Origin of the sequence: Acinetobacter sp. ANC 3832 (genome assembly GCF_002135415.1) — a bacterium.
In the GTDB taxonomy this organism is placed as follows: Bacteria; Pseudomonadota; Gammaproteobacteria; order Pseudomonadales; family Moraxellaceae; genus Acinetobacter.
In genome coordinates this window covers 22,586-46,339 of sequence record NZ_NEGJ01000002.1, presented here as the reverse complement: position 1 = coordinate 46,339, position 23,754 = coordinate 22,586, and the positions used below count along the sequence as shown (strand labels likewise).

Annotated in this window: 22 protein-coding genes and 4 tRNA genes; 14 read left to right on the top strand and 12 right to left on the bottom strand. The window is 37.1% G+C overall.

Annotated features, from left to right (window positions below):
• Window position 1: 1 nt before the first annotated feature.
• Together B9T35_RS02620 and rnr are read right to left on the bottom strand one after the other, a co-directional pair.
• The gene (locus tag B9T35_RS02620) at window positions 2-196 is read right to left on the bottom strand and encodes a hypothetical protein (protein WP_086189577.1); all 195 of its coding nucleotides are present in this window, start codon (window positions 194-196) and stop codon (window positions 2-4) included.
• Window positions 197-564: 368 nt separating this feature from the next.
• Window positions 565-3,006, bottom strand: coding sequence for a ribonuclease R (rnr, locus tag B9T35_RS02615; protein ID WP_086189576.1), 2,442 nt, complete (start codon window positions 3,004-3,006; stop codon window positions 565-567).
• A gap of 266 nt (window positions 3,007-3,272) precedes the next feature.
• On the opposite strand from rnr, the gene B9T35_RS02610 reads away from it, so the two are divergent.
• The 4 genes from B9T35_RS02610 to B9T35_RS02590 all read left to right on the top strand — a co-directional run bounded on the left by B9T35_RS02610 (window position 3,273) and on the right by B9T35_RS02590 (window position 4,255).
• Window positions 3,273-3,364, top strand: a tRNA-Ser gene (locus B9T35_RS02610).
• 15 nt (window positions 3,365-3,379) lie between these two features.
• A tRNA-Arg gene (locus B9T35_RS02605) sits at window positions 3,380-3,456 on the top strand.
• A gap of 50 nt (window positions 3,457-3,506) precedes the next feature.
• Window positions 3,507-3,583: transfer RNA gene (locus B9T35_RS02600), tRNA-Arg, on the top strand.
• Between the two features lie 595 nt (window positions 3,584-4,178).
• Window positions 4,179-4,255, top strand: a tRNA-Arg gene (locus tag B9T35_RS02590).
• 326 nt (window positions 4,256-4,581) lie between these two features.
• Here B9T35_RS02590 and B9T35_RS02585 read toward each other — a convergent pair.
• On the bottom strand, window positions 4,582-5,877 hold the full coding sequence (locus B9T35_RS02585) for a hypothetical protein (protein ID WP_086189574.1): 1,296 nt from the start codon (window positions 5,875-5,877) through the stop codon (window positions 4,582-4,584).
• Window positions 5,878-6,043: 166 nt separating this feature from the next.
• Between B9T35_RS02585 and B9T35_RS02580 the strand changes: the two genes are divergently transcribed.
• From B9T35_RS02580 to B9T35_RS02570, 3 genes are all read left to right on the top strand, one after another.
• A complete protein-coding gene (locus B9T35_RS02580; RefSeq protein ID WP_086189573.1) occupies window positions 6,044-6,544 on the top strand; it encodes a YcxB family protein in 501 nt (166 codons plus the stop codon).
• 43 nt (window positions 6,545-6,587) lie between these two features.
• Window positions 6,588-7,226 carry a fumarylacetoacetate hydrolase family protein gene (locus B9T35_RS02575; protein WP_086189572.1) on the top strand — a complete coding sequence of 213 codons (639 nt, stop codon included), beginning with the start codon at window positions 6,588-6,590 and terminating at the stop codon, window positions 7,224-7,226.
• Between the two features lie 427 nt (window positions 7,227-7,653).
• Entirely contained in the window at window positions 7,654-9,015 is a 1,362-nt protein-coding gene (locus B9T35_RS02570) for an NAD(P)-binding domain-containing protein (protein WP_086189571.1), read from the top strand.
• Window positions 9,016-9,080: 65 nt separating this feature from the next.
• Here the strand turns inward: B9T35_RS02570 and B9T35_RS02565 are convergent, their stop codons facing one another.
• Window positions 9,081-10,226, bottom strand: a complete 1,146-nt coding sequence (locus B9T35_RS02565) for a TIGR00341 family protein (RefSeq protein ID WP_086189570.1) — start codon at window positions 10,224-10,226, stop codon at window positions 9,081-9,083.
• 400 nt (window positions 10,227-10,626) lie between these two features.
• Between B9T35_RS02565 and yddG the strand changes: the two genes are divergently transcribed.
• On the top strand, window positions 10,627-11,514 hold the full coding sequence (gene yddG / locus B9T35_RS02555; protein WP_086189569.1) for an aromatic amino acid DMT transporter YddG: 888 nt from the start codon (window positions 10,627-10,629) through the stop codon (window positions 11,512-11,514).
• Window positions 11,515-11,608: 94 nt separating this feature from the next.
• Here yddG and B9T35_RS02550 read toward each other — a convergent pair whose 3' ends face one another.
• Complete coding sequence (locus B9T35_RS02550) at window positions 11,609-12,853, bottom strand: YihY family inner membrane protein (protein ID WP_086189568.1); 1,245 nt, start codon at window positions 12,851-12,853, stop codon at window positions 11,609-11,611.
• A gap of 114 nt (window positions 12,854-12,967) precedes the next feature.
• On the opposite strand from B9T35_RS02550, the gene wrbA reads away from it, so the two are divergent.
• Entirely contained in the window at window positions 12,968-13,564 is a 597-nt protein-coding gene (gene wrbA / locus B9T35_RS02545) for an NAD(P)H:quinone oxidoreductase (protein ID WP_086189567.1), read from the top strand.
• A gap of 136 nt (window positions 13,565-13,700) precedes the next feature.
• On the opposite strand, the gene B9T35_RS02540 is transcribed toward wrbA, so the two are convergent.
• From B9T35_RS02540 to B9T35_RS02520, 5 genes are all read right to left on the bottom strand, one after another.
• Entirely contained in the window at window positions 13,701-14,066 is a 366-nt protein-coding gene (locus B9T35_RS02540) for a hypothetical protein (RefSeq protein ID WP_086189566.1), read from the bottom strand.
• A gap of 201 nt (window positions 14,067-14,267) precedes the next feature.
• Complete coding sequence (locus B9T35_RS02535; protein ID WP_086189565.1) at window positions 14,268-15,137, bottom strand: acyl-CoA thioesterase; 870 nt, start codon at window positions 15,135-15,137, stop codon at window positions 14,268-14,270.
• Between the two features lie 148 nt (window positions 15,138-15,285).
• Entirely contained in the window at window positions 15,286-15,861 is a 576-nt protein-coding gene (locus B9T35_RS02530) for a xanthine phosphoribosyltransferase (protein WP_086189564.1), read from the bottom strand.
• Between the two features lie 103 nt (window positions 15,862-15,964).
• Window positions 15,965-16,669 carry a DUF3108 domain-containing protein gene (locus B9T35_RS02525; protein WP_086189563.1) on the bottom strand — a complete coding sequence of 235 codons (705 nt, stop codon included), beginning with the start codon at window positions 16,667-16,669 and terminating at the stop codon, window positions 15,965-15,967.
• A gap of 165 nt (window positions 16,670-16,834) precedes the next feature.
• A complete protein-coding gene (locus tag B9T35_RS02520; RefSeq protein ID WP_086189562.1) occupies window positions 16,835-17,515 on the bottom strand; it encodes a hypothetical protein in 681 nt (226 codons plus the stop codon).
• A gap of 233 nt (window positions 17,516-17,748) precedes the next feature.
• On the opposite strand from B9T35_RS02520, the gene B9T35_RS02515 reads away from it, so the two are divergent.
• Together B9T35_RS02515 and B9T35_RS18365 are read left to right on the top strand one after the other, a co-directional pair.
• Entirely contained in the window at window positions 17,749-18,630 is an 882-nt protein-coding gene (locus tag B9T35_RS02515) for an energy transducer TonB (RefSeq protein WP_086189918.1), read from the top strand.
• A gap of 159 nt (window positions 18,631-18,789) precedes the next feature.
• A complete protein-coding gene (locus B9T35_RS18365) occupies window positions 18,790-18,966 on the top strand; it encodes a hypothetical protein (RefSeq protein ID WP_171264200.1) in 177 nt (58 codons plus the stop codon).
• A 35-nt stretch (window positions 18,967-19,001) separates the two neighbouring features.
• On the opposite strand, the gene ptsP is transcribed toward B9T35_RS18365, so the two are convergent.
• A complete protein-coding gene (gene ptsP / locus B9T35_RS02505) occupies window positions 19,002-21,296 on the bottom strand; it encodes a phosphoenolpyruvate--protein phosphotransferase (protein WP_086189560.1) in 2,295 nt (764 codons plus the stop codon).
• A 73-nt stretch (window positions 21,297-21,369) separates the two neighbouring features.
• On the bottom strand, window positions 21,370-21,870 hold the full coding sequence (locus tag B9T35_RS02500; RefSeq protein ID WP_086189559.1) for an RNA pyrophosphohydrolase: 501 nt from the start codon (window positions 21,868-21,870) through the stop codon (window positions 21,370-21,372).
• 184 nt (window positions 21,871-22,054) lie between these two features.
• Here B9T35_RS02500 and B9T35_RS02495 point away from each other — a divergent pair, with 184 nt between their 5' ends.
• The 3 genes from B9T35_RS02495 (at window position 22,055) to B9T35_RS02485 (ending at window position 23,745) form a co-directional block, all read left to right on the top strand.
• Window positions 22,055-22,705, top strand: a complete 651-nt coding sequence (locus B9T35_RS02495; protein ID WP_086189558.1) for an HAD family hydrolase — start codon at window positions 22,055-22,057, stop codon at window positions 22,703-22,705.
• Window positions 22,706-22,880: 175 nt separating this feature from the next.
• Window positions 22,881-23,123 (top strand): DUF2789 domain-containing protein, encoded by a 243-nt coding sequence (locus tag B9T35_RS02490; protein ID WP_086189557.1) that lies wholly within the window; start codon window positions 22,881-22,883, stop codon window positions 23,121-23,123.
• A 115-nt stretch (window positions 23,124-23,238) separates the two neighbouring features.
• Window positions 23,239-23,745, top strand: coding sequence for a DUF2628 domain-containing protein (locus B9T35_RS02485; protein ID WP_086189556.1), 507 nt, complete (start codon window positions 23,239-23,241; stop codon window positions 23,743-23,745).
• Window positions 23,746-23,754: the final 9 nt, after the last annotated feature.

Sequence of the window (23,754 nt, the reverse complement as noted above, 5' to 3'; positions counted from 1 at the left end):
GTTAAATCTTGATTTTGATATTGCTGAAATTGTTGTGATTCAATTTTAAAAATTGGTAAGCATGAATAAACCGTATATAAACAATATGTGATGTTACTTTATACGTTTTCTTTTGTGCTTCTGCTTTTTGAATCAGTGTTTTTTGTGCACCGAATAGGGCTGTATAGACCATAGGGAAAGTAGAAGAAAAATTCATCCAGAATATCCCAATAAAAACTATGGGGAAGATGAGTGTGCTGTAAAAAGTAGGTCTTTTACGAAAGCTTGCCCAGTTGTGAGGAATGATCCATTGTTGTTTTTGATGTAAGCAGAAAAAATAAAAAAGCACGCCGAAATAAAGTACGGAAGAAATCCAAAAGCTATAAATTTCAATATTTCGAGTCGGTGAAAAATTACTAAACAGAAAAGTAATTGTTCCACTACAGAGTAAAATAAACAGAATGAATAACAGATAATAGTGATAATAATATTTCGTAATTAGAATTGTTTTCATATTTTATGAGTATTTGAAATTTAATGGATTATGAATAAAAGAGAGCCGAAGCTCTCTTTTATTTAACAAATTTATTCAGTCTTTGCTTTTGCATTGGCCTTTTTCTTTTTGGCTTTTGCTTTTTTCTTTACTTTATCTTTAACCTTTGCGTCAGGCTTTGCTGAAGCATTTTTTGAAGGTTTTTTAGCGTAAGTGGTTGGTTTTGGCTTTTTCTTTCGAAAGGGACGTTCCCCATCTTCACTGGCGTTCGACTTTTCAGCAGTATTCACTGCTTTAGAAGGTCGTTCAGAAAAAACTTCTTCTTTGTTCACTTGTTTGGCAACACGCGGTGCACGACTACGTATAGCACGCCCAGCATGGGTCAATTGTTGAATCAATTCAAAATCAATCTTACGATCTTCTAAATTAACCCCAGCAACTTTAATTTTTACTTCATCGCCCAAGCTAAAGGTTTGACCACGATTTTGGCCTACTAGACTTTGGCTGGCTTGGTCAAAGACAAAGTAATCATCGCCTAATTGGCTCACATGAATCATGCCATCGACATACAAGTCTTTCAGTGTGACAAATAAGCCAAACTCAGCAGTTGCACTAATTGTTCCGACAAATTCCTCACCAATGTGCTGTTGCAGATAGTGACATTTCAACCATGTGGTCACAGAGCGAGAGGCTTCATCTGCACGACGTTCAGTCGCAGAGAAATGCTGACCTGCTTCATCTAAAGCAGCACCTGAAAGTGGATAAGGCTGTTGCTTTAACTGAGCTTTAATCGCACGGTGTAATAACAAGTCAGGATAACGACGAATGGGTGATGTGAAGTGAGTATACGCTTCATATGCCAAACCAAAATGACCTGCATTTTTTGCACCGTAATAAGCTTGCATCATCGAACGGAGTAATACCGAGTGAATACTTGGCGCATCAATACGGTCTTTAGTCGCTTCAATGACTCTTTGATAATCCGCTTGAGTGGGTTGTTCTGGGAACGGTAAACCAAGCAATTTAACAAAGTCGCGCACTTTTTGAATACGTGAAAACTCAGGTGGCTCATGCACACGGTAAAGCATTGGAATTTCATTTTTTAATGAATATTCGGCAGCTGCGACGTTTGCCAACAACATGCATTCTTCAATGAGTTTATGCGCTTCATTACGTGAACGCGGAAGAATTTCTTTAATTCCACCAAGTTCATCAAAGGTCATGTAAGTTTCGACAGTCTCGAATTCCATTGCATGGCGTTCGGCACGTAAACCTTTTAGCGTTTGATAAAGTTGGAATAATGTATTCAGTGATTTGCGAACATCACGATCTTCAGTAACAGCAGCGCTATCCCCATTCAAATATTCAGCAACTTGTGTATAGGTTAAGCGTGCTTTTGAATGCATCACTGAAGGGTAGAATTGGAATCCAGTGACTTTACCTGCACGAGATAATGTTAAATCGCAGACCATGCAAAGACGATCAACATTTGGATTTAAAGAACATAAACCATTAGATAGTGCTTCAGGCAACATTGGTAAGACAAAGTGCGGGAAGTATACAGATGTACCACGTTCCTGAGCTTCATCATCCAATGGCTTGCCTACACGAACGTAGTGACTGACGTCTGCAATCGCAACAACAACGCGATAGCCACCGCCAGCACGTTTTTCCGCATAAACAGCGTCATCAAAGTCACGTGCATCTTCACCATCAATGGTGACTAATGGTAAATCACGTAAATCTATACGACCTTCACGATCCTGAGCATTGGGTTCTTTAAAGCTTTCAGCTTCTTTGACAACTTCTTCTGGGAACTCATACGGTAAACCAAATTCCAAAATCGTTTGAGGAATAATAATTTCTGTATCGGCTTTATCCGCCATTGATTGAATAATATGACCTGTTGCCAACTCTTCACGGGTTGGATAGTCATCAATCTCGACACGTAATGCATCGCCTACATTGGCTTTTGCATGCTCGATGAGCTCTTTTTCTAGCGTAATCGGTTGATGCGCATTGGGATGACTCGGCTGAATAAAATATTCACCTTCATGAATCGCAAGCTTACCAATTAATTGTTTTACACGACGTTGTGTGACTTCAGTAATATAGCCCCAAGCTTTACCTTTGCGATCTACTGACGTTTGCTGAACCTTCACTCGATCGCCATGAAAGACTTGGCGAAGTTCACGTTCAGGTAGAGACATTTCGTCTTTTTTACCATCTAAGTTGGCTGAACCAAAACCTTTAGAATTGATATAGACAGTTGCATCAAAAGTCGGTTGGTCTGTCATCAGTTGGAATTTGAATCCGTCTTTCATGAGCTGACCATCACGAACCATTGCACTTAAACGGTGACTTAAAGCATCAATACTTTTTTGATCTGCAATGTTAAAGCGTTCCACCAAGTCTGAATGTGATAATGGTGTTTTTAGTTGTTCTATCGTCTCTAAAATAAGAGTACGACTAGGAATAGGATTATCGTAACGTTCAGCTTCCGCTTTGGCTTCAGGATCGACCCAATTTTTCATATGTCTTTGGCTTCATGTCAGAAGATATGTTTAGCATAAGTCATGCAAGCGCAGACTGCACGCAAATGATTGCAATATTGTGTTTTCTGCCTGTTTTTTCCAATTGAATGGACTTAGGTAACACTAAATTTTTTATAAAAAGGGTATTAAAACCAAAAAAAGACTGTAAATCGTTTAAAAAATAGATGATTGATCAAAAAAAGCAGAATTTTTTCAAATGTGACTTGAAGATAGGGGACGAAGTTTGTATTATGGCGACTCGTTACGGTGAGGTGGCCGAGTGGCTGAAGGTACTCCCCTGCTAAGGGAGCGTGGGTCTTAAAGCCCACCGAGGGTTCGAATCCCTCCCTCACCGCCACGAATAACTTATAATGCGCTCATAGCTCAGCTGGATAGAGCACTTGGCTACGAACTAAGGGGTCGGGAGTTCGAATCTCTCTGAGCGCACCAATTAAGTTATTCATGTATGTAACGAACGCCGTTAAAGGCAACACAAGTTTGCGCTCATAGCTCAGCTGGATAGAGCACTTGGCTACGAACTAAGGGGTCGGGAGTTCGAATCTCTCTGAGCGCACCAACTTGAACAATCAACCGCTTAATTGCGGTTTTTTTGTACCTGAAATTAGGTAAAATATAAAAATCAAAATAATGATTTATAAGGAAAGTATGATTGATCTACTTCCTATCCTTTAAATGACTATTCATTTAAAGGATTTTAGGCAAAATTTTAAAAAGAGAATAGTACGACAAATTTTGTCGTTTAGACCTGTAAAGGTTGATATTTCCTTAACCAAATCTTTTAAAATAGTGTTCTAAAATTAGAATTGCTGAATAAGGAAATGAAAAAATATACAGATGGTTATTATATTTATGAATATATTGATTTTATTTGCCTTTTAAATTTAAGACCATGTGATGGATGTAATCGATCACTCATCGGCTTTGTTTATGAACTTAAAATACAAAGTTTAGATAATGAACGAGTTACTTATTGTACTGAATGCATGAAAGTATTGGCGTTGTTAAATGTCGAATGAAATCTGAATAAGGTGTGCTTAAGGAATAATCATAAATATTGATTATGTTTAAATACTAAACATTCAGTTGCGAATTCGTTAAAAAGTACTTATCAAATAGGTGAAAAGGCGTATAATGCGTCCCATCAAGACGTCGCGCTCATAGCTCAGCTGGATAGAGCACTTGGCTACGAACTAAGGGGTCGGGAGTTCGAATCTCTCTGAGCGCACCAACTTGATCAAGATTGAAAAGACCGCTTAATTGCGGTTTTTTTGTGTCTGAAAAAGAATAACATAGCTATCAAACAGGGCTGATAGATAAAGTCGTTGGTTTAAATCCTGAATTGAGGGCATTAAAATACCAAAAAATCATTTAGGTTTATCCAATCAATATTTCTTTGGAAGGTAAAGTTAAAAAGTCTGTGAATACTCTAGTACTATTATAAAAAGTTGCTTTAACATCTGTTACCTTTGTCAATGATGTATTGATGATCCCTTTTACTTTATTTGTTGATGTCGCTAGTACCATTTGAGGTCTTTATCATCAATAAGACGGCTATTATTGATTGAGCAATTTAATTTTCTGCGCAAATATTGCATTGGTTCCTACAGCAGGTAACATTTCATGATAAGGCAGACTGCGTGCCACTCTTAATAAAAAGGGTGCTTTCTCATCAATTTTAACTGAAGTGGTCATTTTAAATAGAGAACCACTATCCTCAGGTAAGAACTGCATTTGGCCTTTTAAAAAACGTAAGTCTCCACCATTGGCATAGAAGTTATTTTCAGTACTTTGTGGAAAATTAAAGTGCATTTTAAAGTCAAAAGGAATACTAATCACACCTAAGCCGATACTCACTTTGAATTGAGTATCTTTCCCTTGAGCGGTTTGATTCGATGTCGTGAGCTTCTTAATTTGACGTGGAAATAAACTTTGATATGAACTTGGTTGTAGCCATTTTTGCATTTGCTGAGGTGTTTGAGGGTAGTATTGATAAGTCGTTGTAAAACGCATAACTTCGTTGCCATGCTGATAAGGCACAGCACTTTGTGTTAAAACAAAACTAACAGGCTGTTGTGAAACTTGGCTGAGTTGACTAATTTTATTCAATTGCGCTGTATTGAGTTGTGGAGTCGGGAATTGCCCCACATTTAATGTAATTACTTTTTTGGCAACATAGCGATTTTTCAGTGATTCTAGAATAAAAGCATTGGTTCCACTTGGAATACCTAATTTTACTTCTGGAATTGCACTTAGAATTTTTTTAAATAAGAAACCTTGGGGCTGATTTAAATCACCCCATTGAGTAAGCGTGACCAATGTTTTGTTATTGCCCAAACTAAACCATTCAAATTTACCCACACCATAGGGAATAGGTGCATCAATCACCAGGGTTGAAATACTATTTTGACCAATCTGATGTTGTAAGGTCACATCCTCATTAAAATTTAAAACAGGTATCGGGGTTGGAATAGAAATCTTGTATTTGACTTGGCTGATATTTGCTTTTTGTTCTAAGATTTTGGCAGATTTCAACGTCGGAAATAAACCGACATATTGGCTGTAATTGGTCAGTATTTTTGCAACTTCTTGTGTGCTAATTGGTAAGACAATGGCTGAACTGGTGAATTTAGCGAGCGGTTGTGGATTACTTTTGAGTGTGGGAAGAGAGGTTTTTGTTGCACCATGCGAATAAATAAAAATATCGTCTTGAGCCAAATTAGCCAGTTGTTGAGGATTATTTTGGAAAGGTTGTAAACTACTTGGAATATTATCGGTCCAAGTGATCATTTGGGCAAAGCCTTGAGTGTTTATACCAATCAATAAAAATAAAGCAAAAGAAAAGTTATTCATCACAATCCCTATCGTTTTTATTTGTGTGATCCATGAGGTTTCGTTTTAAGATGTTTTCACTTTGAAAGAAAGTGCTGTTGTGTAAAGTGTGATGAAAAGCATCAATTTGCTAATTAATTTAGTGTAATATCTTGGCAACTTGTATATGAAATGTGTTGAATAATCTATGTCAGACAGCAAGCCTGCATTATCTTTACGTTATTATTTAACCTTAGAAGAGTCTCAAGATGGCTTTTCACTTGCCACATTTGGCAAAAAACAACTCACACAATTTTTAACACCTTTAGTGAGTATTGCAATTTTAATTTGGGGATTATATCTCGGCTTAGATGGTGTTGGTCGCTACTATGTGGCATTGGGTGCTTTCTTCTTGGTTTTACAAGCATTGATGCGCTATTGGTTTTTACCGATGATGTTTAAGCGTCAATTCATCAAGCATCAGTTTGGAAAAAGTGAGCAAGGAATAGAATTATTCCAAGATCATATGGAACTTTTTGCCAGTGGTCGCCCAAAACAAAGTTTTAATTACACAGATGTACAGCAGTTTGCAGTGGGGAAACTGACGTATATGATTGAATTAAAAAATCGTACAGTGATTATTGTACCGAAAAGTGCTTTTGATTCGACAACGGATCAAACTGTATTTGAAAATACATTTAAAAAGTAGCCTTTAATTTTTGTGTCTCAGTAAAATCAGAAGGGAAGATGATATGAATGCACGTCCATCAAAAATTGTCTGTGTCGGTCGTAGTTATGCAGCACATGCAGCAGAGCTCGGAAATGCTATTCCAGACTGTCCTGTGTTATTTATCAAACCGCCGAGTAGTTTGATTTCTTTGGAAGATGGTATTTCATGGAATCCTGAGTGGGGCAATTGTCACCATGAGTGTGAGTTTACTTTGCGTATCGGTCGGCCGTTAAAAGGCGAGACAGATCCACAAAAAGCATTAGCCGCGATTGATGCGGTGACTTTGGGTTTAGATTTAACTTTACGTGATCTGCAAGATGACTTAAAGAAAAAAGGACAGCCTTGGGAACGTTCTAAAGCATTTGATGGTTCGTGTGTTTTAGCCGATTGGGTAGATATAAAAGAAGTAAAAGCTTGGGATGCAGTCACTTTTGATTTTAAAGTAAATGATCAAATGCGTCAGCAAGGTGATACCTCATTACTCATTTTTAATATTGGTTATTTACTTGCAGATATTAGCCAAGTTTTTTCTTTAGAAGTGGGCGATGTGATCATGACAGGCACACCAGCGGGTGTGGCAGCTTTAAGTGCAGGGGATCAACTGAGCATGACTTTACATGGTCAAACTCAAGATTTTGTATGGAAAACTTTTGTGAAATAAGTTTTAAGAAAATCTAAACTAATTTTAACGAATGGGCTAAATTGTGAAATTTAGTTCATTTTTTATGCCTGTTTTTTAGAAGTAATTAATAATTGAGTCAATTTATTAGAAATGTAACTAATTGTTATTTGTTAAATTGATTCATTTGTATTGGATGGATCAATATTTGTGATATTGTGTGGTTTCTTTGTGAGTATTTTTTATTCTATGGAGAGGTGCTAGGTATTAAAAACCCTATTCATTTTTATCTCTTCAGCTCATATTTCTAAAGCATCCTAATTAAAAAGATAGTGTCTATCTCTAGAATTATGGTTCTACGTTATTGTTGTTTTAACTCAAATAATGATTCTTTATAGAATCATAATATTTATTAGACCTATCAAAAGCAGGAGCTTTTTTACAGAACTCAAAACTAATGGAGATCGCAATGACTCGAATTGCAATTATCGGAGCTGGCCCAAGCGGTATGGCTCAATTAAGGGCATTTCAATCAGCAAAGGCCAAAGGTCAACAAGTTCCAGAAATTGTATGTTTCGAAAAACAAAACGATTGGGGCGGTTTATGGAATTACACTTGGCGTACAGGTGTAGATCAACATGGAAATCCAGTACATGGCAGTATGTATCGCTACTTATGGTCAAATGGTCCAAAAGAAGCACTAGAGTTTGCTGATTATACGTTTGATGAGCATTTTAAAAAGCCCATCGCATCTTATCCTCCACGCGCAGTACTTTGGGATTATATTAAAGGTCGTGTGGAAAAAGCAGGGGTGAAAGACCAAGTACGCTTTAATACGACTGTTAATAATGTTGAATTCAGTACAGACAGTCAAAAATTTAAGGTCACTGTGCATGATCATTCTCAGGATCAGGCTTATGAAGAGCAATTTGATTATGTAATTGTGGCTTCAGGCCATTTCTCTACACCGAACGTCCCTGAGTTTGAAGGCTTTAATATTTTTAATGGTCGAATTTTACACGCACATGATTTTCGTGATGCAGTGCAATTTAAAGATAAAAATATTCTAATTATCGGAAGTAGCTATTCTGCTGAAGATGTGGGTTCTCAGTGCTATAAATATGGCGCAAAGCAAATTTATAGCTGTTATCGCAGTCAGCCGATGGGCTATAAATGGCCTAAAAATTGGACTGAAAAACAACAGTTACTCCATGTAGATGAAAATACCGCTTATTTTGCAGATGGTAGTTTTGCCAAAATTGATGCCATTATTTTATGTACAGGTTATTTGCATCATTTCCCATATATGGCAGAGGATTTATGCCTAAAAACCCATAACTGTTTATATCCAGAAGGTTTATATAAGGGGGTAGTTTGGGAGAAAAATCCAAGACTCTTTTATTTGGGTATGCAAGATCAATGGTATACCTTCAATATGTTTGATGCCCAAGCATGGTATGTGAGAGATATTATCCTACAACAGCAGGTATTGCCTTCCCAAGCTGAAATGCACCAACATACACAGCAATGGGTTGAGAAAGAAAAAAATCTAAAAAATACGGAGCAAATGATTAAGTTTCAAGGAGCGTATATTCAGAAATTAATCGCTGAAACAGATTACCCAAGTTTCAATATTGATGCAGTTAATGATATTTTTATGCAGTGGAAAAAGCATAAGAAAGAAAATATTATGGGTTTTAGAGATAAAACATATCGTTCTGTGATGACAGGTAAAATGGCGAAACCTCATCATACTGCATGGTTGCACGCACTTGATGATTCTTTGGAAAGCTATTTAGACAATGAAAATCATGAGCCCAAAGCAATGTAAGTTATGCTGAATAGCTTTGGCTAAAAAAGACCTAAATTTTAGGTCTTTTTTATTCTTGTTTAATCTTAATTCGCCGTTTGAATAGACAGTTCTTGTGCATCTTGCTTGTCTAAATTCACAGTTTGAAGGGGGCTTGTTTGTATAATTTGCACTGGAATAAACCGAACTTGTAGATAAGATGGATGTCCCTTTCTATCTTTTGCGAGTTGAGTATTGATCTTTTCAATCTCTGAAGACATGGGTGGGGTATCACCACGAATACTGGTACGAACGATGGTAAAGTTTTCACGCTGATCAAACTGTATAGTGTCGATCACATTATTATTGATATTTAGATTCTGACTGATCTGTTGCTTAATTTGCGTTTCATAAAGTTGCTTTTGAACAGATTGCATGAGATTTAAAGACAAATAAATTGCCAATATCAATAGAATAATCAAACTAATACTATTTCGTTTAAAAAACCCCCACAGGCTATTAACGTCTTCATCCGAACCTCGTCTAAAGCCTGCAATCCACAAAACCAAAGAAGAACTGACTTGTATGGCAACCATATTGGTAAATGCTAATAGAAAGGCATTTGCTGAATTTTGGAATTGCCCATGTGCAAGTAAAATACCGCTTGCAACAAGTGGAGGGACTAGAGCGGTAGCAACAGCAACCCCTACTACAGCAACAGATAAGCGTGGCGAAACTGCAGAAAAAGCACCCGCAGCACCACCTGCCAAAGCAATCATTAAATCAATTGCCGTTGGTTTTGTTCGCGCTAAAATTTCATTGGTCATGGGAAGGTCGAAATGGATGAAGCCCATGATCATGCCAATGGCATAAATCATAATCACACCCAAAACTAAAGTTTTTAATGCGGTGCGTAGTAAAAGCCAACGAGCATCTATTAATGCCAATGCAATGCCTGAAATTGGACCCAGCATCATGGCAACAAGCATTGCACCAATCACCACCGCCGTAGAATCACTTAATAAGCCATAACCTGCAATAATGGCAGCCAATGCATTCATAATAAAAAATGTTTTACTGGGCAGCGCATCAGCCTGAATATTTAATCGGACTTGTTTATGGTCAATTTTTCTTGAATTTTCTCTTAAGGCTTGTTTGTATCTTAGCTTTTCTTTTAATCGCTCATATTTATTTTGATCAGGATTGTGCTCATCAATAATAATGGTCGGAACATCTTGTTCTTTCTTTTTCATTATTTTCTCAATGAGGCTAGTTTTTATTTGATGGTTAAATTATAGCAAGTTTTATGAGAACTTTTGTATAAGTGTTTATAAGCGCTTTATTTTTCTATTTCCATTGGCTTTTATATTGGGGCAAGCTGAAATTCATTGGACTCATATTGCGATTGGGAGCTTAGTTTTCCATACGCTGATCATGTCATTTATGAGCTTAATGCTGTAGTTTTGGTTATTCTGCAGTGATCTTTCGAACCATTTCGGTGTATCCTCTTTTTTAACACCCATTTTGGGTATGTTTTTTGGTGTAATTTTTGAAACGAAAGCATCGAAATGAATTTTATGATTAGAACAGCTTTGGTCATGCTGTGCGTTTTCGTTGTGAGTATGCAAAGTTGGATAACACGAAAGTTGGATCATGCACACTTTATTGAATAAACCCACCTTAATCGGCTTATCTTCTATTTTAATTTGGGCAAGCCTCGTTGCTGTTGTAAAACTCATTAGTGAAGCATTGAGTCCAATTTCAGCCATCGCATTAATTTATAGTTTTAGTGCAGTCAGTATTTTAGCTTTAAATGGTTGGCCTAAAATCCAGTCTATGCCGAAAGCCTATGTATGGGGTTGTGGGCTGTTATTTATTCTATATGAAATATTGTTCCTTAGTTCAGTGGCCTTGTCACATAATCATGAACAAGTCCTCATCATTGCCATGATTAACTATTTATGGCCACCATTAACGATTATTTTTTCAATTTTTGCTCAGCAACTGCATTATCGTTATAGCGTGATCATCGGGTTTGTCTTGTCTATTTTGGGTTTAATGTTGGTTGTAAATCCCAATATTTTTGATTTACAGCATTTTGGGAAAGTTTTACAGCAGAATCCGCTTGCCTATAGTTTGGCATTTATCGGGGCATTGCTATGGCCTTGTTATAGCGTATTAACCAAAAAATATGCCCAAGGACACAATGCTGTTCCATTATTTTTTACTATCACAGCAATTGCTTTGTGGATGATTCATTTTATTTTGCATGAACCTTTTATTTTTCCGACACTCAAGTTATGGGGAATGATTGTAATCGCAGGTAGTTTAGTTGGCATTGCTTATAGTAATTGGAATCAGAGCCTACAATTTGGCAATATGAAACTGCTGATTTTAGCGACCTATTTTATCCCCATTTTATCTTCAGACATGTCGATGCTGCTTTTAGATGTCAGTCCTGAGTTGAGCTTTTGGATGGGAACAATATTGGTCTCAATTGGTGCATTGATTTGCTGGAAAAGCACTTCAGAAAATATTTGAATTTGATCTTCCTCTCTTTGATGGTTTTCCAAAGAGAGGTGTTTTGTATTAGATACCAAAATATAAAAAGACAAATTTAAGCATCGGCCAATTTTTATTTCTCTTCTAAAATAGTTGAAAGTGGAATAGAAAGTTTTGCCGCTAGAAAATCATCAGAATCTATGAGCGCAGGTCCAATACGTTGCATCCATACATCATCAGGATGAACATTTCCAACATCATCGCGTCGTGGTAATGGGTAAGGTAATAATTTGTAGAATGTCCAAAAATCAACAGTATCTAGATTACGGACTAATACATATTCGTTATTGTCAGTACGTCTCACTAAATTCTGCTTTTCTAACATCACCACATAACTTGGCCAACGACCAATTTCACCGCGTCCTAGAATATTTAAGGCTTCGGCATCTGTTACAGACTGCCCAACTTTTTGCTTTTTATAAAACAACTCTAAAATATCAAGCAACATTAAAACAGGTTGGCGAGTTTGAATTTTCCCTGTATGGAAGGCAGTCAGCGCATAACTAATTTCAACACCAAGCAGAACTACATTCCATGATAAAAAAATCCATAAAAGGAAAATAGGCACTGCGGCAAAAGCACCATAAATTAAAGTATAACTGGTGAAATTACTCATCACGAAACCAAATAAATTTTTGAGTAATTCAAAAATAATGGCACCAAATAAACCTGCAATAAAGGCTGCTTTTATGGGTACACTGCGGTTTGGAATAGTCCAATATAGAATAAAAAAACCTAAGACGGTGAGTGCGAAGGAAATTAACCAAAATAGAAAAGTACCATCAACCTGATAAGTGCCTGTGAAACTACTCAGTACATTCATAGATGCTAAGGTAGATGAGATGACGAATGCACTGCCAAGTAAAATAGGACCCAATGAAATAATGGTCCAGTAGCGCATAAAGCCAATAATTCCGTTGCGAGTTTCTTCTACACGCCAAATACGGTTAAAAACAGTCTCAATACTGGTTAACATCATGACTGTGGTAATAAACAGGAAGAGCACACCAATCACAGTCAGATTACTTGAGTTCTGAGTGAAAACGTTAAAGGCTTTATCAAAGGCAATACTGGTTTTTGGCAAAAAATTGCTGTAAATCATTTGTTGCAACTGCTGTCTAGCAGGTTCTAGCGCTTTAATGGATGAAATGATGACCAAGAAAACCGTAAGCATCGGAACAACGGCGAACAATGTTGTATAGGTCAAAGAGCCAGCTTGTTCGCGACAGCGATCTGCTTCAAAACGTTTTATGACAAAAAAAATAAATTGAAACCATGTTTTGTCATAAAAGGGCAGTTTCTTTAATAAATCCATCATAAATATAAAGTCTCTATTCTTTTATTGGTATTTCTTACGTTTTCAAACATTAGCTTAACCAAAAAATGGGAAAAATACCGTATAGTTTTCTTTTTTCATCATATTCATAACAATATGCACACTTACATTTTGGTTTTATATTACAGCAAATATGGTTCAACCAAAGAAATGGCACACTTGATTGCCAATGGTATTGAAAGTTCTGGCATGGCTGTCAAAATTCGTACGGTTCCCAATCTTTCAACCGTCGTTACACAAGCTGAGCCAAGTATCCCAGAACAGGGTGATATTTACTGTACTTTGGATGATTTAGCCAATTGCTCTGGTCTGGCTTTAGGCTCGCCAACTCGGTTTGGTAATATGGCATCAGAAATGAAGTATTTTTGGGATCAAACCACCAGTCTTTGGTTGAATGGTGCATTACACAATAAACCTGCTTGTGTATTTACCAGCTCAGGTTCAATGCATGGCGGTCAAGAAAGTACCTTATTAAGCATGCTACCGCCATTATTTCATCACGGTATGATGATGATGGGTTTAACCAATGCCAATCCTGCTTTGTCCAATACTAAATCAGGGGGTACGCCGTATGGTGCGAGTCATGTGAGTGGCCCAAGGCATGACTTGGGCTTAAGCCAAGATGAAAAATCGCTATGTACAGAGCAAGGCAAACGCTTAGGGGAAATCGCCAAAAAGCTTTTAAATGTTTAGAGATTGACGTATTAAAGAAAGTTAGTATCGAATACTAACTTTCTTACTTAGATGAAAAAATAGTGCCGCTAAGTAATGACAAGTTTTTTATTTTTTTAAGAAGAAATAAAAGGTGTCATATAAAAAACTTTGCTCTTTAAGCTTTTTCTTTAAATCGGTGTTTGCACTTTAAACATTGGTAATCTAAGAAAAGATTCTGATCTACAATTTCACCTGCTTTTTTACCAAAGCGATGCCCTAAAAATCCACCTGTAATTCCAACACTAATCGCACCAACAAAAGTTCCGACTGTCCCGCCCATAATTACACCTAAAGGTCCTGCTATGGTTCCAATGGCAGCGCCAATGGATGCTCCAGTTGCAGCACCACCAACAGTCCCTGCTGTTGTCCCTGCTGCAGAGAGTAAAACCCCCCCTGTTTTTTGAAGCAATTGTTCATGGTCACGTTTTTCAACATCAGTAGAACCACATTTTGGGCAGGTTACTGTTATTTCATCAGTCATTGATTTTTACTCATACAAGACAAAGTCCTTTTGTGCTTCGTCAGATTTATTATGTTGAAAAGATTACAACTTATGCAGATTTTAGCTTATTCAGATGAAAAGTATTTAGCTTGCTTGTAACGATGTAAATGGAACAAATATTATCGTCAGAATAGCATTAAAATCTCAAAGCAAATTGGTTCTGTATGATGCTGAAGTTAGCTAAGATGACGAACGTAAATCTCGCATTAAACTTTCTTGAGTGACGCTACAGACGAGTTTGCCACCTTGCCACATACGACCAAAATTAAGCCCTCTAGATTGGCTTGAAACCGTGGCATGCATATCATAAAGCAGCCATTCATCGACTTTAAAATCATGATGGAAATAAATTGAATGATCTAGGCTGGCACTTCTGACATCACCTATTGCATAACTCACGCCGTGCGGTCTTAGAGATGTCGTCAATAGATTATAGTCGGAATAATAGGCGGCGATGGCTTGATGCATCATCCTCGAATTTAACTCATCAGGAATTGTTTCAAATGTTTGAAAATATTCCGCATAATTTGTTTCGCCTTTCACTGGCTTGAATGGATTAAAGGGTTGTACAGGATGTATTTTAATATTGAATTGTCGCATAACAATAGAACGCATAAATTCAGGAATATCTTCACTGATCATTTGTTTATGTTGTTGTTCTGATATTAATTCTTCAGGTGAAGGATAGTTAGGTTCGATGGTTTGATAATTTAAGCCATCTTCTGGAATAGCAAAGGAGATGAGCGCTGAAAAAATAACGAGACCTTCTTGCAAAGCATGTACTTGGCGAGTGGCGAAGCTTTTACCATCTCTTAAATTTTCGACTTTGAATAAAATGGGTAAATCTGTTCGGCCACTTCGAATAAAATAAGCATGTAAGGAATGCGCAGGGCGATCTGTGGTTTTTGAGGCGGCAATGAGTGCTTGTCCTAAGATTTGCCCACCAAATAAATGTGAGCCAAACAAGCGTGTATTCTGTCCTTGAAATAGATAATCATCCAACTGTTGTACATTCAGTAGATCAACTAATTTTTGTGTGATTGATCCCATCCATTATTTACCTAAGTGATATATTTATTAAAACAATATAGCGGAGGGGGTGCTTAAAATGAATGGTCAAAAAGATCCTATCATGACCTAAAGAGTATAAAAAAGAGCGCGAATGCGCTCAATTTTATAAAGTAACTGATGTTCAGAATTATTCTTGAACAAAGGTCACTGTACCATTCGCAAGTGATTCAACACGAGCCAATGATTCAACATGGTAGCCTTTATCTAACAATAATTGGCGACCTGGTTGGAATGATTTTTCAATCACGATGCCAATGCCAACAACTTCTGCATCAGCTTGGTGAATCAAATCTGCAAGACCTAAAGCGGCTTGACCATTGGCAAGAAAATCATCAATCACCAAAACTTTATCGTTTGCAGAGATGTGTTTCTTTGAAATCGCAATGGTGCTTTCAATCTGTTTGGTAAAAGAGAATACTTTAGAACGGTATAAATCATCTTTTAACGTCAAAGATTGGTATTTGCGTGCAAAAATAACAGGCACACCAAGTTCTAAACCTGCCATGACCGCAGGAGCAATACCAGATGCTTCAATGGTAATGATTTTAGTGATACCCGCATCTTTAAAAAGACGCGCAAATTCTTGACCAATCAGTTGCATCATTACAGGATCAATTTGATGGTTCAGAAAAGAATCGACTTTCAGAACTTGATCAGATAGAACGATACCTTCAGCTAAGATTTTCTGTTCTAGTGCATGCACGGGGAGAATCCTCTAGGGGCAAGGTGCTTTTTCAAGCAAAGACGTATTTTAAAAAGCACCAAAAAAAATGCAAGTCGAATTTGCTTAAAAGTTGATATTTCGTCTAATTCTTATATCCAGTGAGCAATAAACTGTACGAAGTGTTGCCATCTTGGTGGGTCATCTTCACTGGCAGGTAGTCAAGCTTAGGTGCTAGCCAGAAAGTTGAATTCTTATCATTGTTATCATGCTTCATGACAACTTTGATGGTATCAAAGGTACCGTAACTGGTTTTTACACTTTCAGTGCCTTGTTTTACAAATTGATGAGTATCAATTCCTTTGGCATCTGCAATTAAATAACTTGATTTTAATCCTGAAGATTTGAGGTCTTCACGCACTTGTAACTCAGCATTCAGTTCATCCAAAACACCTGCTTTCCAAGCAAAAGAACGTTCTTTGTCTTTTTTCTTGGTATTGATCATTTTTGTATTTGGATTGAAATTAATCGTCATCGTATCGTTATGCACTAAAATTTTACTGGTACGACTAAAATTACTCGAACTGATTTGACCATTATTCAATGTAAAACGACTGGTTTCAGTCGCTGATGCAATTGCAGCCGCTTTAGCAGCAAACACATAAGACCAAGTATTACCACTTTTGCTTAAGGTGCGAGTAGCCGTGCCCATATTTTTACCGTTATAACCAAATTGGTAACTTGCTTGGAATGGGCTCATGGCAAGAGCATGACTAGAAAACCCAGTAAATAATAGGGCAGTGGATAAGCCTGTCGCCATACTCAATGTTTTAAAAATAGTTGTTGCCATCAGTTAAAATCCTCTGCAATTAGAGTTGCGTTATTCGCTATGAATATATTATGCAACTCAATTGAGTAGAAAAGTTCAATTTTGCTGATGGAACTGTATATTTATGTATAAAATTTGAGTTGATATACTCTAAACGAAATTGAAAGAACCAAAGAAAAGCTTTTATTAGCTTTCCTTTTGTTGAATCGGTGTGACTTCAGATTCTTCAATATCGTCTTTATCATCCCAATCATCAATACTGTTCACTTTGCTGAATAATGCAGTGACATTCACATTACCCATGACGATCAGTTCAGTTTCACGTAATTCAGCATGGTTAACATGAACTTTATTTAACGTATCCATAATCGACCGGCTTTTTCCTAACCAACGATTGAGATCTAAATGTAAAAGTTCATCTTTGACTTTTACCACTTCAAATTTTTCTAAGATCATACCCAATGGATCTTTGCGTAATACTTTTTGATAGAAAAATAAGGCAGCGTTCACGCCCATTTTCATCCAAACTTTAGGATAGCTTGCTTCAATCACTTGGGTATTACTGATTTGTTCGAAAACAATTAGTTGCATATCTTTATTAAATTCCATTTGCACTAATTTTAGATCGACAGATAAAACCAAATGCATGCCTTTCACGTTTAATGTGGCATAAAGCCGTAACCAATCGTCATGCAAATCGGCATGTAAATCTTCTAAAATTGCAACATTGTCTGTCACAAAGCGTTTAAAGGTCGCATTTAAAAAAACTTGAGAAACAGGGAACTCACGCTCTTCTTCTATAAAGTCGCCAGCTTTTTGATAGAGTCGCTGAATACGGTTGGCAATAGTGGAAAGCAAAGAAGGCATAAGTATTGTCCCGAATAATCTTGATTTTATAAGGTGTAATCTTGTCGATTTGTTTAAAAAATTCCAGTTCAACGATTGCAGTTTAGCAAAAATCCATGCACCATTTTTACAGATTTGAGATAATGGTTTAAATTTACACAAGTTGATCACAAAAAATGTGTAAAACGTAAGAATAAACCTATTTTAAAGGTTTTTTATATTTATGGAATGGGATGTTTTATCGGTTTGATATCATGATAAAAAATATAGTTCATTATCCAAAGCAATTCATTCATTGGTGGCAAGATCCACTGTTTATTGGTGCAGTTTCTACTGCCGCGATTTTGCATGTGATTTTTTTATCCTTACAATTTACTATGCCTCAGGAAAGTGACTCGACCAGCGAAGAAATTGCAGTCAGCATTCGACCAAGCACAGAAAAAGTGAAAGACGCAGATTTTTTAGCGCAGGCAGATCAACAAGGTTCTGGCATCTTTCGCGAAACGCATCGTATGTCGAGTGACATGCCTGCCCAAGCGGAAGACTTAAGTGCAGGGGAGCAGCAATTACAAGCATTAGAAAAAGTTCAACAAAAGCGTGAGTTGAATTTTGACGAAAAAGTATTGATGACCGTGTTGAGCTGGCAGAAGCAAGCTGAACAAAATGAACGTAAAAAAGCCATGGATGAAATGCAAAGTCAGTTTCAAGCCAAGGCTGCTATGGTTGCAAGTTTAGAAGCGCAATATTTACAAAAACAACAAAACTTTAGCCGTCAGCAAAAGATTAAAACTTTAGATGGTATTCAAGCCAAGCAAGATGCCTCTGCTGGATATTTAGATAAATTTCGTGAGAAAGTCGAAATATATGGTAATCGTTTTTATCCAGAATTGGCAAAGCAACAACGGCTTTCTGGTGAAGTGCGTTTAATGGTGATTTTAAATGCAGAAGGTGGAATACGTGCTATTCGTTTGCTGGAAAGTTCAGGCAATCCCATGTTGGATGAAGCAGCCAAAGCTTCTGTACGTAAAGGTGCGCCGTTTGGACGTTTTGATGCAAAGATGAAAGATATTTCTGAGCTACGTATTATTCGGACATGGCGCTTTGATCCCGCAGAAGCGGAATTTGAAGTTCGTTAATAGTGAGATGACTTTCGATAAAATAATGATGAAATAAGCGCTTTAATCTCTTCTTTATTTTTTAATAAAAGTTTGCTTGAATTCTGTGCAAAAAGGCGTAATATTTCTATCCGCAGTGACGAACTGTGGATAGAAATGACAAGCTTAAAGGTGAGGAAAATGGCGAAGAAAATAGCAAAGCCAGAAATGGTGTTGAATAACTTTGTGGCAAAACACATGCATGAAGTCAACAAAAGCCAAGTGTTTGTGGATCGAAAGAAAGATGCAAAACGTGGTTATAGCAAACATAAGCAAGGGCGATATTCCGAAGAATACCGCCCTTTTTTATACTGCTAATTTTCTTAATTTTTTTACTTAAAATAAGGCTTAATTTAAAGAGCCATCATTCGATTTGATTTCACCATATCTGCTAAACCATGATGTTTAAAGTAATACTCCATCCAGCTTTTCACCATCAATGGATTATTCATTTTCATGACTTCTTCCAATAGAGTCTGTGCATCTGCCATTGATACATGACAAATTGCTTTACGCACTCTTAAAATATTACTTGAACTCATCGATAGGGTATTAAAGCCCATCGCCATCAATAAAATTGCCGAGAGTGGATCACCCGCCATTTCACCACAAATACTGACGGGTTTATCATACTTATGACATTCTTGCACCACACGGCTTAAAGCAATCAATACTGACGGATGGAAATGCGAATAAATACTAGATACACGTGGATTATTACGATCTACCGCCAATAAATATTGAATCAAGTCATTTGAACCGACTGAAAAGAAATCCACTAATTCTGCAAATTCACCAATTTGTAAAAGTACACTCGGTACTTCAATCATGATGCCAATTTTAGGTTTATTGATCTTGACTTGTTCTTCTTCCTGCACGGCAATCCAGTCACGTTCAAGTAAGTAAAGTGCTTCTTCCACTTCACTGACACTGGTCACCATCGGTAATAAAATATGAAGATTATTTAATCCGATACTGGCTTTGAGCATTGCACGAATCTGTGAAGAAAAAATTTCAGGATGATCCAGTGTAAAGCGAATTCCACGCCATCCTAAAGCAGAGTTTTCTTCATCAATTTGGAAATAAGGCAGATCTTTGTCTGCACCAATATCCAAGGTACGCATGACCACTGGTTTATTGGCAAAATGGCTGAGCTGTTGACGGTAGATGGCACGTTGTTCTTCTTCACCAGGGAAACGTTCACGTAACATAAACGGAATCTCTGAGCGATATAAACCAACACCTTTCGCGCCACGTTGTACACCACGAACTACATCAATCATTAAGCCCGTATTCACATAGAGTTTGACCGTTACACCATCTGGAGTAATGGTCTCTTTGGTTTCATACTGCTTTAAATCTTTAGCAATTTGCTCTTCTTCTTTTTGAATTTCTTTATAGCGTTGACGCAAACGACGAGGTGGGTTAATAAAAACACGCCCTTGATACGCATCAACAATCATTTCAACATCATCAAGAGTGTTTACAGGCAACTCAGTGACACCAACTACGGTTGGAATCCCGAGTGCACGAGCAACAATCACCATGTGTGAATTGGCAGCACCTTCAGTCGTAACAATAGCTGCAATTTTATCTACAGGGAGTTCAACCAATGCTGCAGTACTAATTTCTTCTCCTATGAGAATACTTTCAGCAGTGAGTTCACGATGACTTGAATCTGCCTCTTGGAGTGAGGCAAGAATACGGCGTCCTAAATCTTTAAGATCGGAAACACGCTCACGTAAATAGTCATCTTCCATTTGTGCAAAGAGTGCTACATGGCGATCAATGACATGTTTGACTGAGCCTTGTGCCCAATTACCATCTAAAATAAGTTCTTTAATTTCAGCAGGAAGGGCATTTTCATCCAACATACGTAAGAAGACGCTGAATAAAGCACGTTCTTCAGACATGAGTGAATCTTGCATTTTTTCATCAAGTGATTTGATTTCTGCTCGAACAGATTCAATTGCTTGATCAAGCAATTTGAGTTCTTCACTAATGTCATCTGCATCACGATCTGGTACTGCTGCCAAATCTGCTGCTGGATAAAGAATGATGGCGCGGCCTAAAGCAACACCGCCTGCGCCTGATGAGCCTTGGAAGGTTTTATAGGTTGGGGAATTACCAGGTTTACGAAACACATCAATATTCCCCACCGCATGCGCATGCGCAATTACACCTGAAAGCTGAGCACATAAAGTTACTAAAAAAGATTCAGCAACTTCACTAAAGTCTTGTGGTTCTTGGTTTTGTACAACCAAAACACCCATTACTTTTCGGCGATACATGACTGGAACGCCAAGGAAGGAATTGTAAATTTCTTCCCCAGTTTCAGGGAAATAGGCAAAACGTTCATGTTTAAAGGCATTGTCTAAATTGACAATTTCTTCACGTTGCCCAACCAAGCCAACTAAACCTTCACCAAGTTGAAGTGAAACATTACCAACAGACTCAGGGTTTAAACCTTTGGTTGCCATTAACACATAACGTTGATTACGTTCATCTAATAAATAAACAGAGCAGACATCCACATGCATGGCTTCAGAAACCTGACTGACCATGATCTCTAATGAATCATGCAAACTGACCGAAGCATTGATCTCTTGAACAATGCGTCTTAAGGTGTCTAGTTGCATGTTCGACATGGAAGTGTGCTCCTCAATTTAAATTAAAAAGTGTTAAAGGATTATTTATAACAGCACTATTTTGAAAAATCATTCACATTTTTGAAGAATTTTCAGATGATTGCCGTGGTAAGTGCATACACAGTTCCAACATGGCTTTACGGTAAACGTCACGTTTGAAATTCACCACTTGTCCAAGTGGATACCAATAACTGACCCATTGCCATTGATCAAACTCTGGCGGATCAGAAAGATTCAACTGAATATTTTTCGTTGAACCAATGAGCTTTAATAAAAACCATTTCTGTTTTTGCCCAATACAAATCGGATCTGAATCAGATCTGATGTATCGAAGCGGCAAACGATAATGCAACCAACCTTCGGTCTGCGCAATTATTTGGACATGTTCAGGTAATAACCCGACTTCTTCTCGTAGTTCTCTGAAAAGCGCCTGTTCAGGAGTTTCTCCAAACTGGATCCCCCCTTGAGGAAATTGCCATGCATTGTGACCAATGCGCTTTGCCCATAAAACTTGCCCAATATCATTTGCCAAAATGATCCCGACATTCGGTCGGAAACCTTCTGAGTCGATCATTTGGCTACCTAAAAATTGTGAATTTCATTAACTTTGTATATGGGGACGTTCACTTTTTACGTCCAACTCGACAAAGTCAAAGTAATAATGTTTTAAAATTGCTATGATCTTAACGAATTTCTATCCATTAGCGGTGATAGATTTACATTTTTTTTCTTAAATTTCAGTTTGAACGAGAATTTTTATGAAATTGGCGTTATTTGATCTAGATCACACCTTGTTAAACACCGACTCTGACCACTCATGGGGCGAGTTTTTAGTGAATGAAGGCTTGGTTGATCCGATCCATCATCGTCAAATGAATGACAAGTTTTATGAAGATTATAAATCAGGACAATTAGATCCAATTGCTTATAATGAGTTTGTATTTGAGTTTTTAACGCAACATGATAATAATTATCTTGCTGAGTTACATGAACTATTTATGAAAAAGGTGATTCGTGCCCAAATGCGCCCCGAAGGCTTTAAAGCGATTCAAAAGCATAAAGATGCAGGGCATGAAATTGTGGGTATCACTGCAACATCTGACTTTATTACTGCACCAATTTTTCGTGAATTTGGGATTACTGAAATTATTGCCACCAATGCAGAAGTTAAAAATGGGCAATACACAGGTAAGGTTTTAGGCTTGCCATGTTTTCAACAAGGTAAATTGGTACGTTTAGAGCAATGGTTAGCGGGTCGTACTGTTTCTGAGTCTTGGGCATATTCAGATTCTATTAATGATCGTTTTTTATTGGAATATGCAGATCAGGCGATAGCCGTGAATCCTGATGATCGTTTAGAAGTTTTAGCGAAAGAGCAGGCTTGGGACATTCAAGATTGGTCAATTTGATCTAATCATTTTTAGATACTTGATGAATGACAGCGCTTAGGTGCTGTTTTTTATATTGGATATTTATAAATATCATTTCTTTGTAGTTTTTTATAAAAATGAATGATTTGAACTTCACTTTTGCTCATAAAGTGCTATGTTTAAAGATAAGAATGATAAATGATGGGGAAAAGTAATGAATGGTGTACGTCCAAGAATGACCAATTTATTTGAACAATTAGGTCTAGATTCAAGTGAAGAAGCGATTGCAAAATTTATTGAAAGCCATCAATTAAGTGCGGATACATTAATCACGCATGCGAGTTATTGGACAGAGGCACAACGCCAGTTTTTAGCAGAAAAAATAAAGTCTGATGGTGAGTGGGCAATTATTGTCGATCAACTGAATGAATCTTTACACGAGGATTCAGTGAAGTAGTTCTAATGTTATTAGTTACTATGAAAACAGTGTCTTAGGATGCTGTTTTCTTATATAAGTATTAAAAATAATCTCATTAAATATAAAAGAATGATACAAAAAAAGGGATAATAATATGAATCAAAATGAAACTGTATTTCCACCACCATTTCCTCGAGTAGAAAGTACATCATCAGAATCTACAAAAGAAAAATATTACGAGGCATTCATTGGTGAAAAATATCAGCCTTATTATAAAGAAAAATTTCAAGGCTTAGAGGCTACTAAGCCAAAAGGTGGATTTAATATTGCAGCATTTTTCCTAGGCGCAGTATGGTTATTTTACCGTAAAATGTACGCTTATGGTTTTATGTATATCGGTTTTATCTTTATTTCAGGCGTTATTACGACGATGTTTGAGATGTCCGAATCTATAGATCGTGGTATTTCTATTGGACTTGCTGTTGCCATGGGATTTGGTGGGAATGGTTTGTATAAAGATTTTATTGATAAAAAGTTAAATGCTCAGAATATGACGATATCCGAAGTGGAAAAACAAGGTGGTACGAATCCTACCGCTGCTTGGTCTCTATTGTTGATTGCTATAGCACTTCTTAGTCTAGGAATTTTTTTAGAAGGATAAAGTATTAAT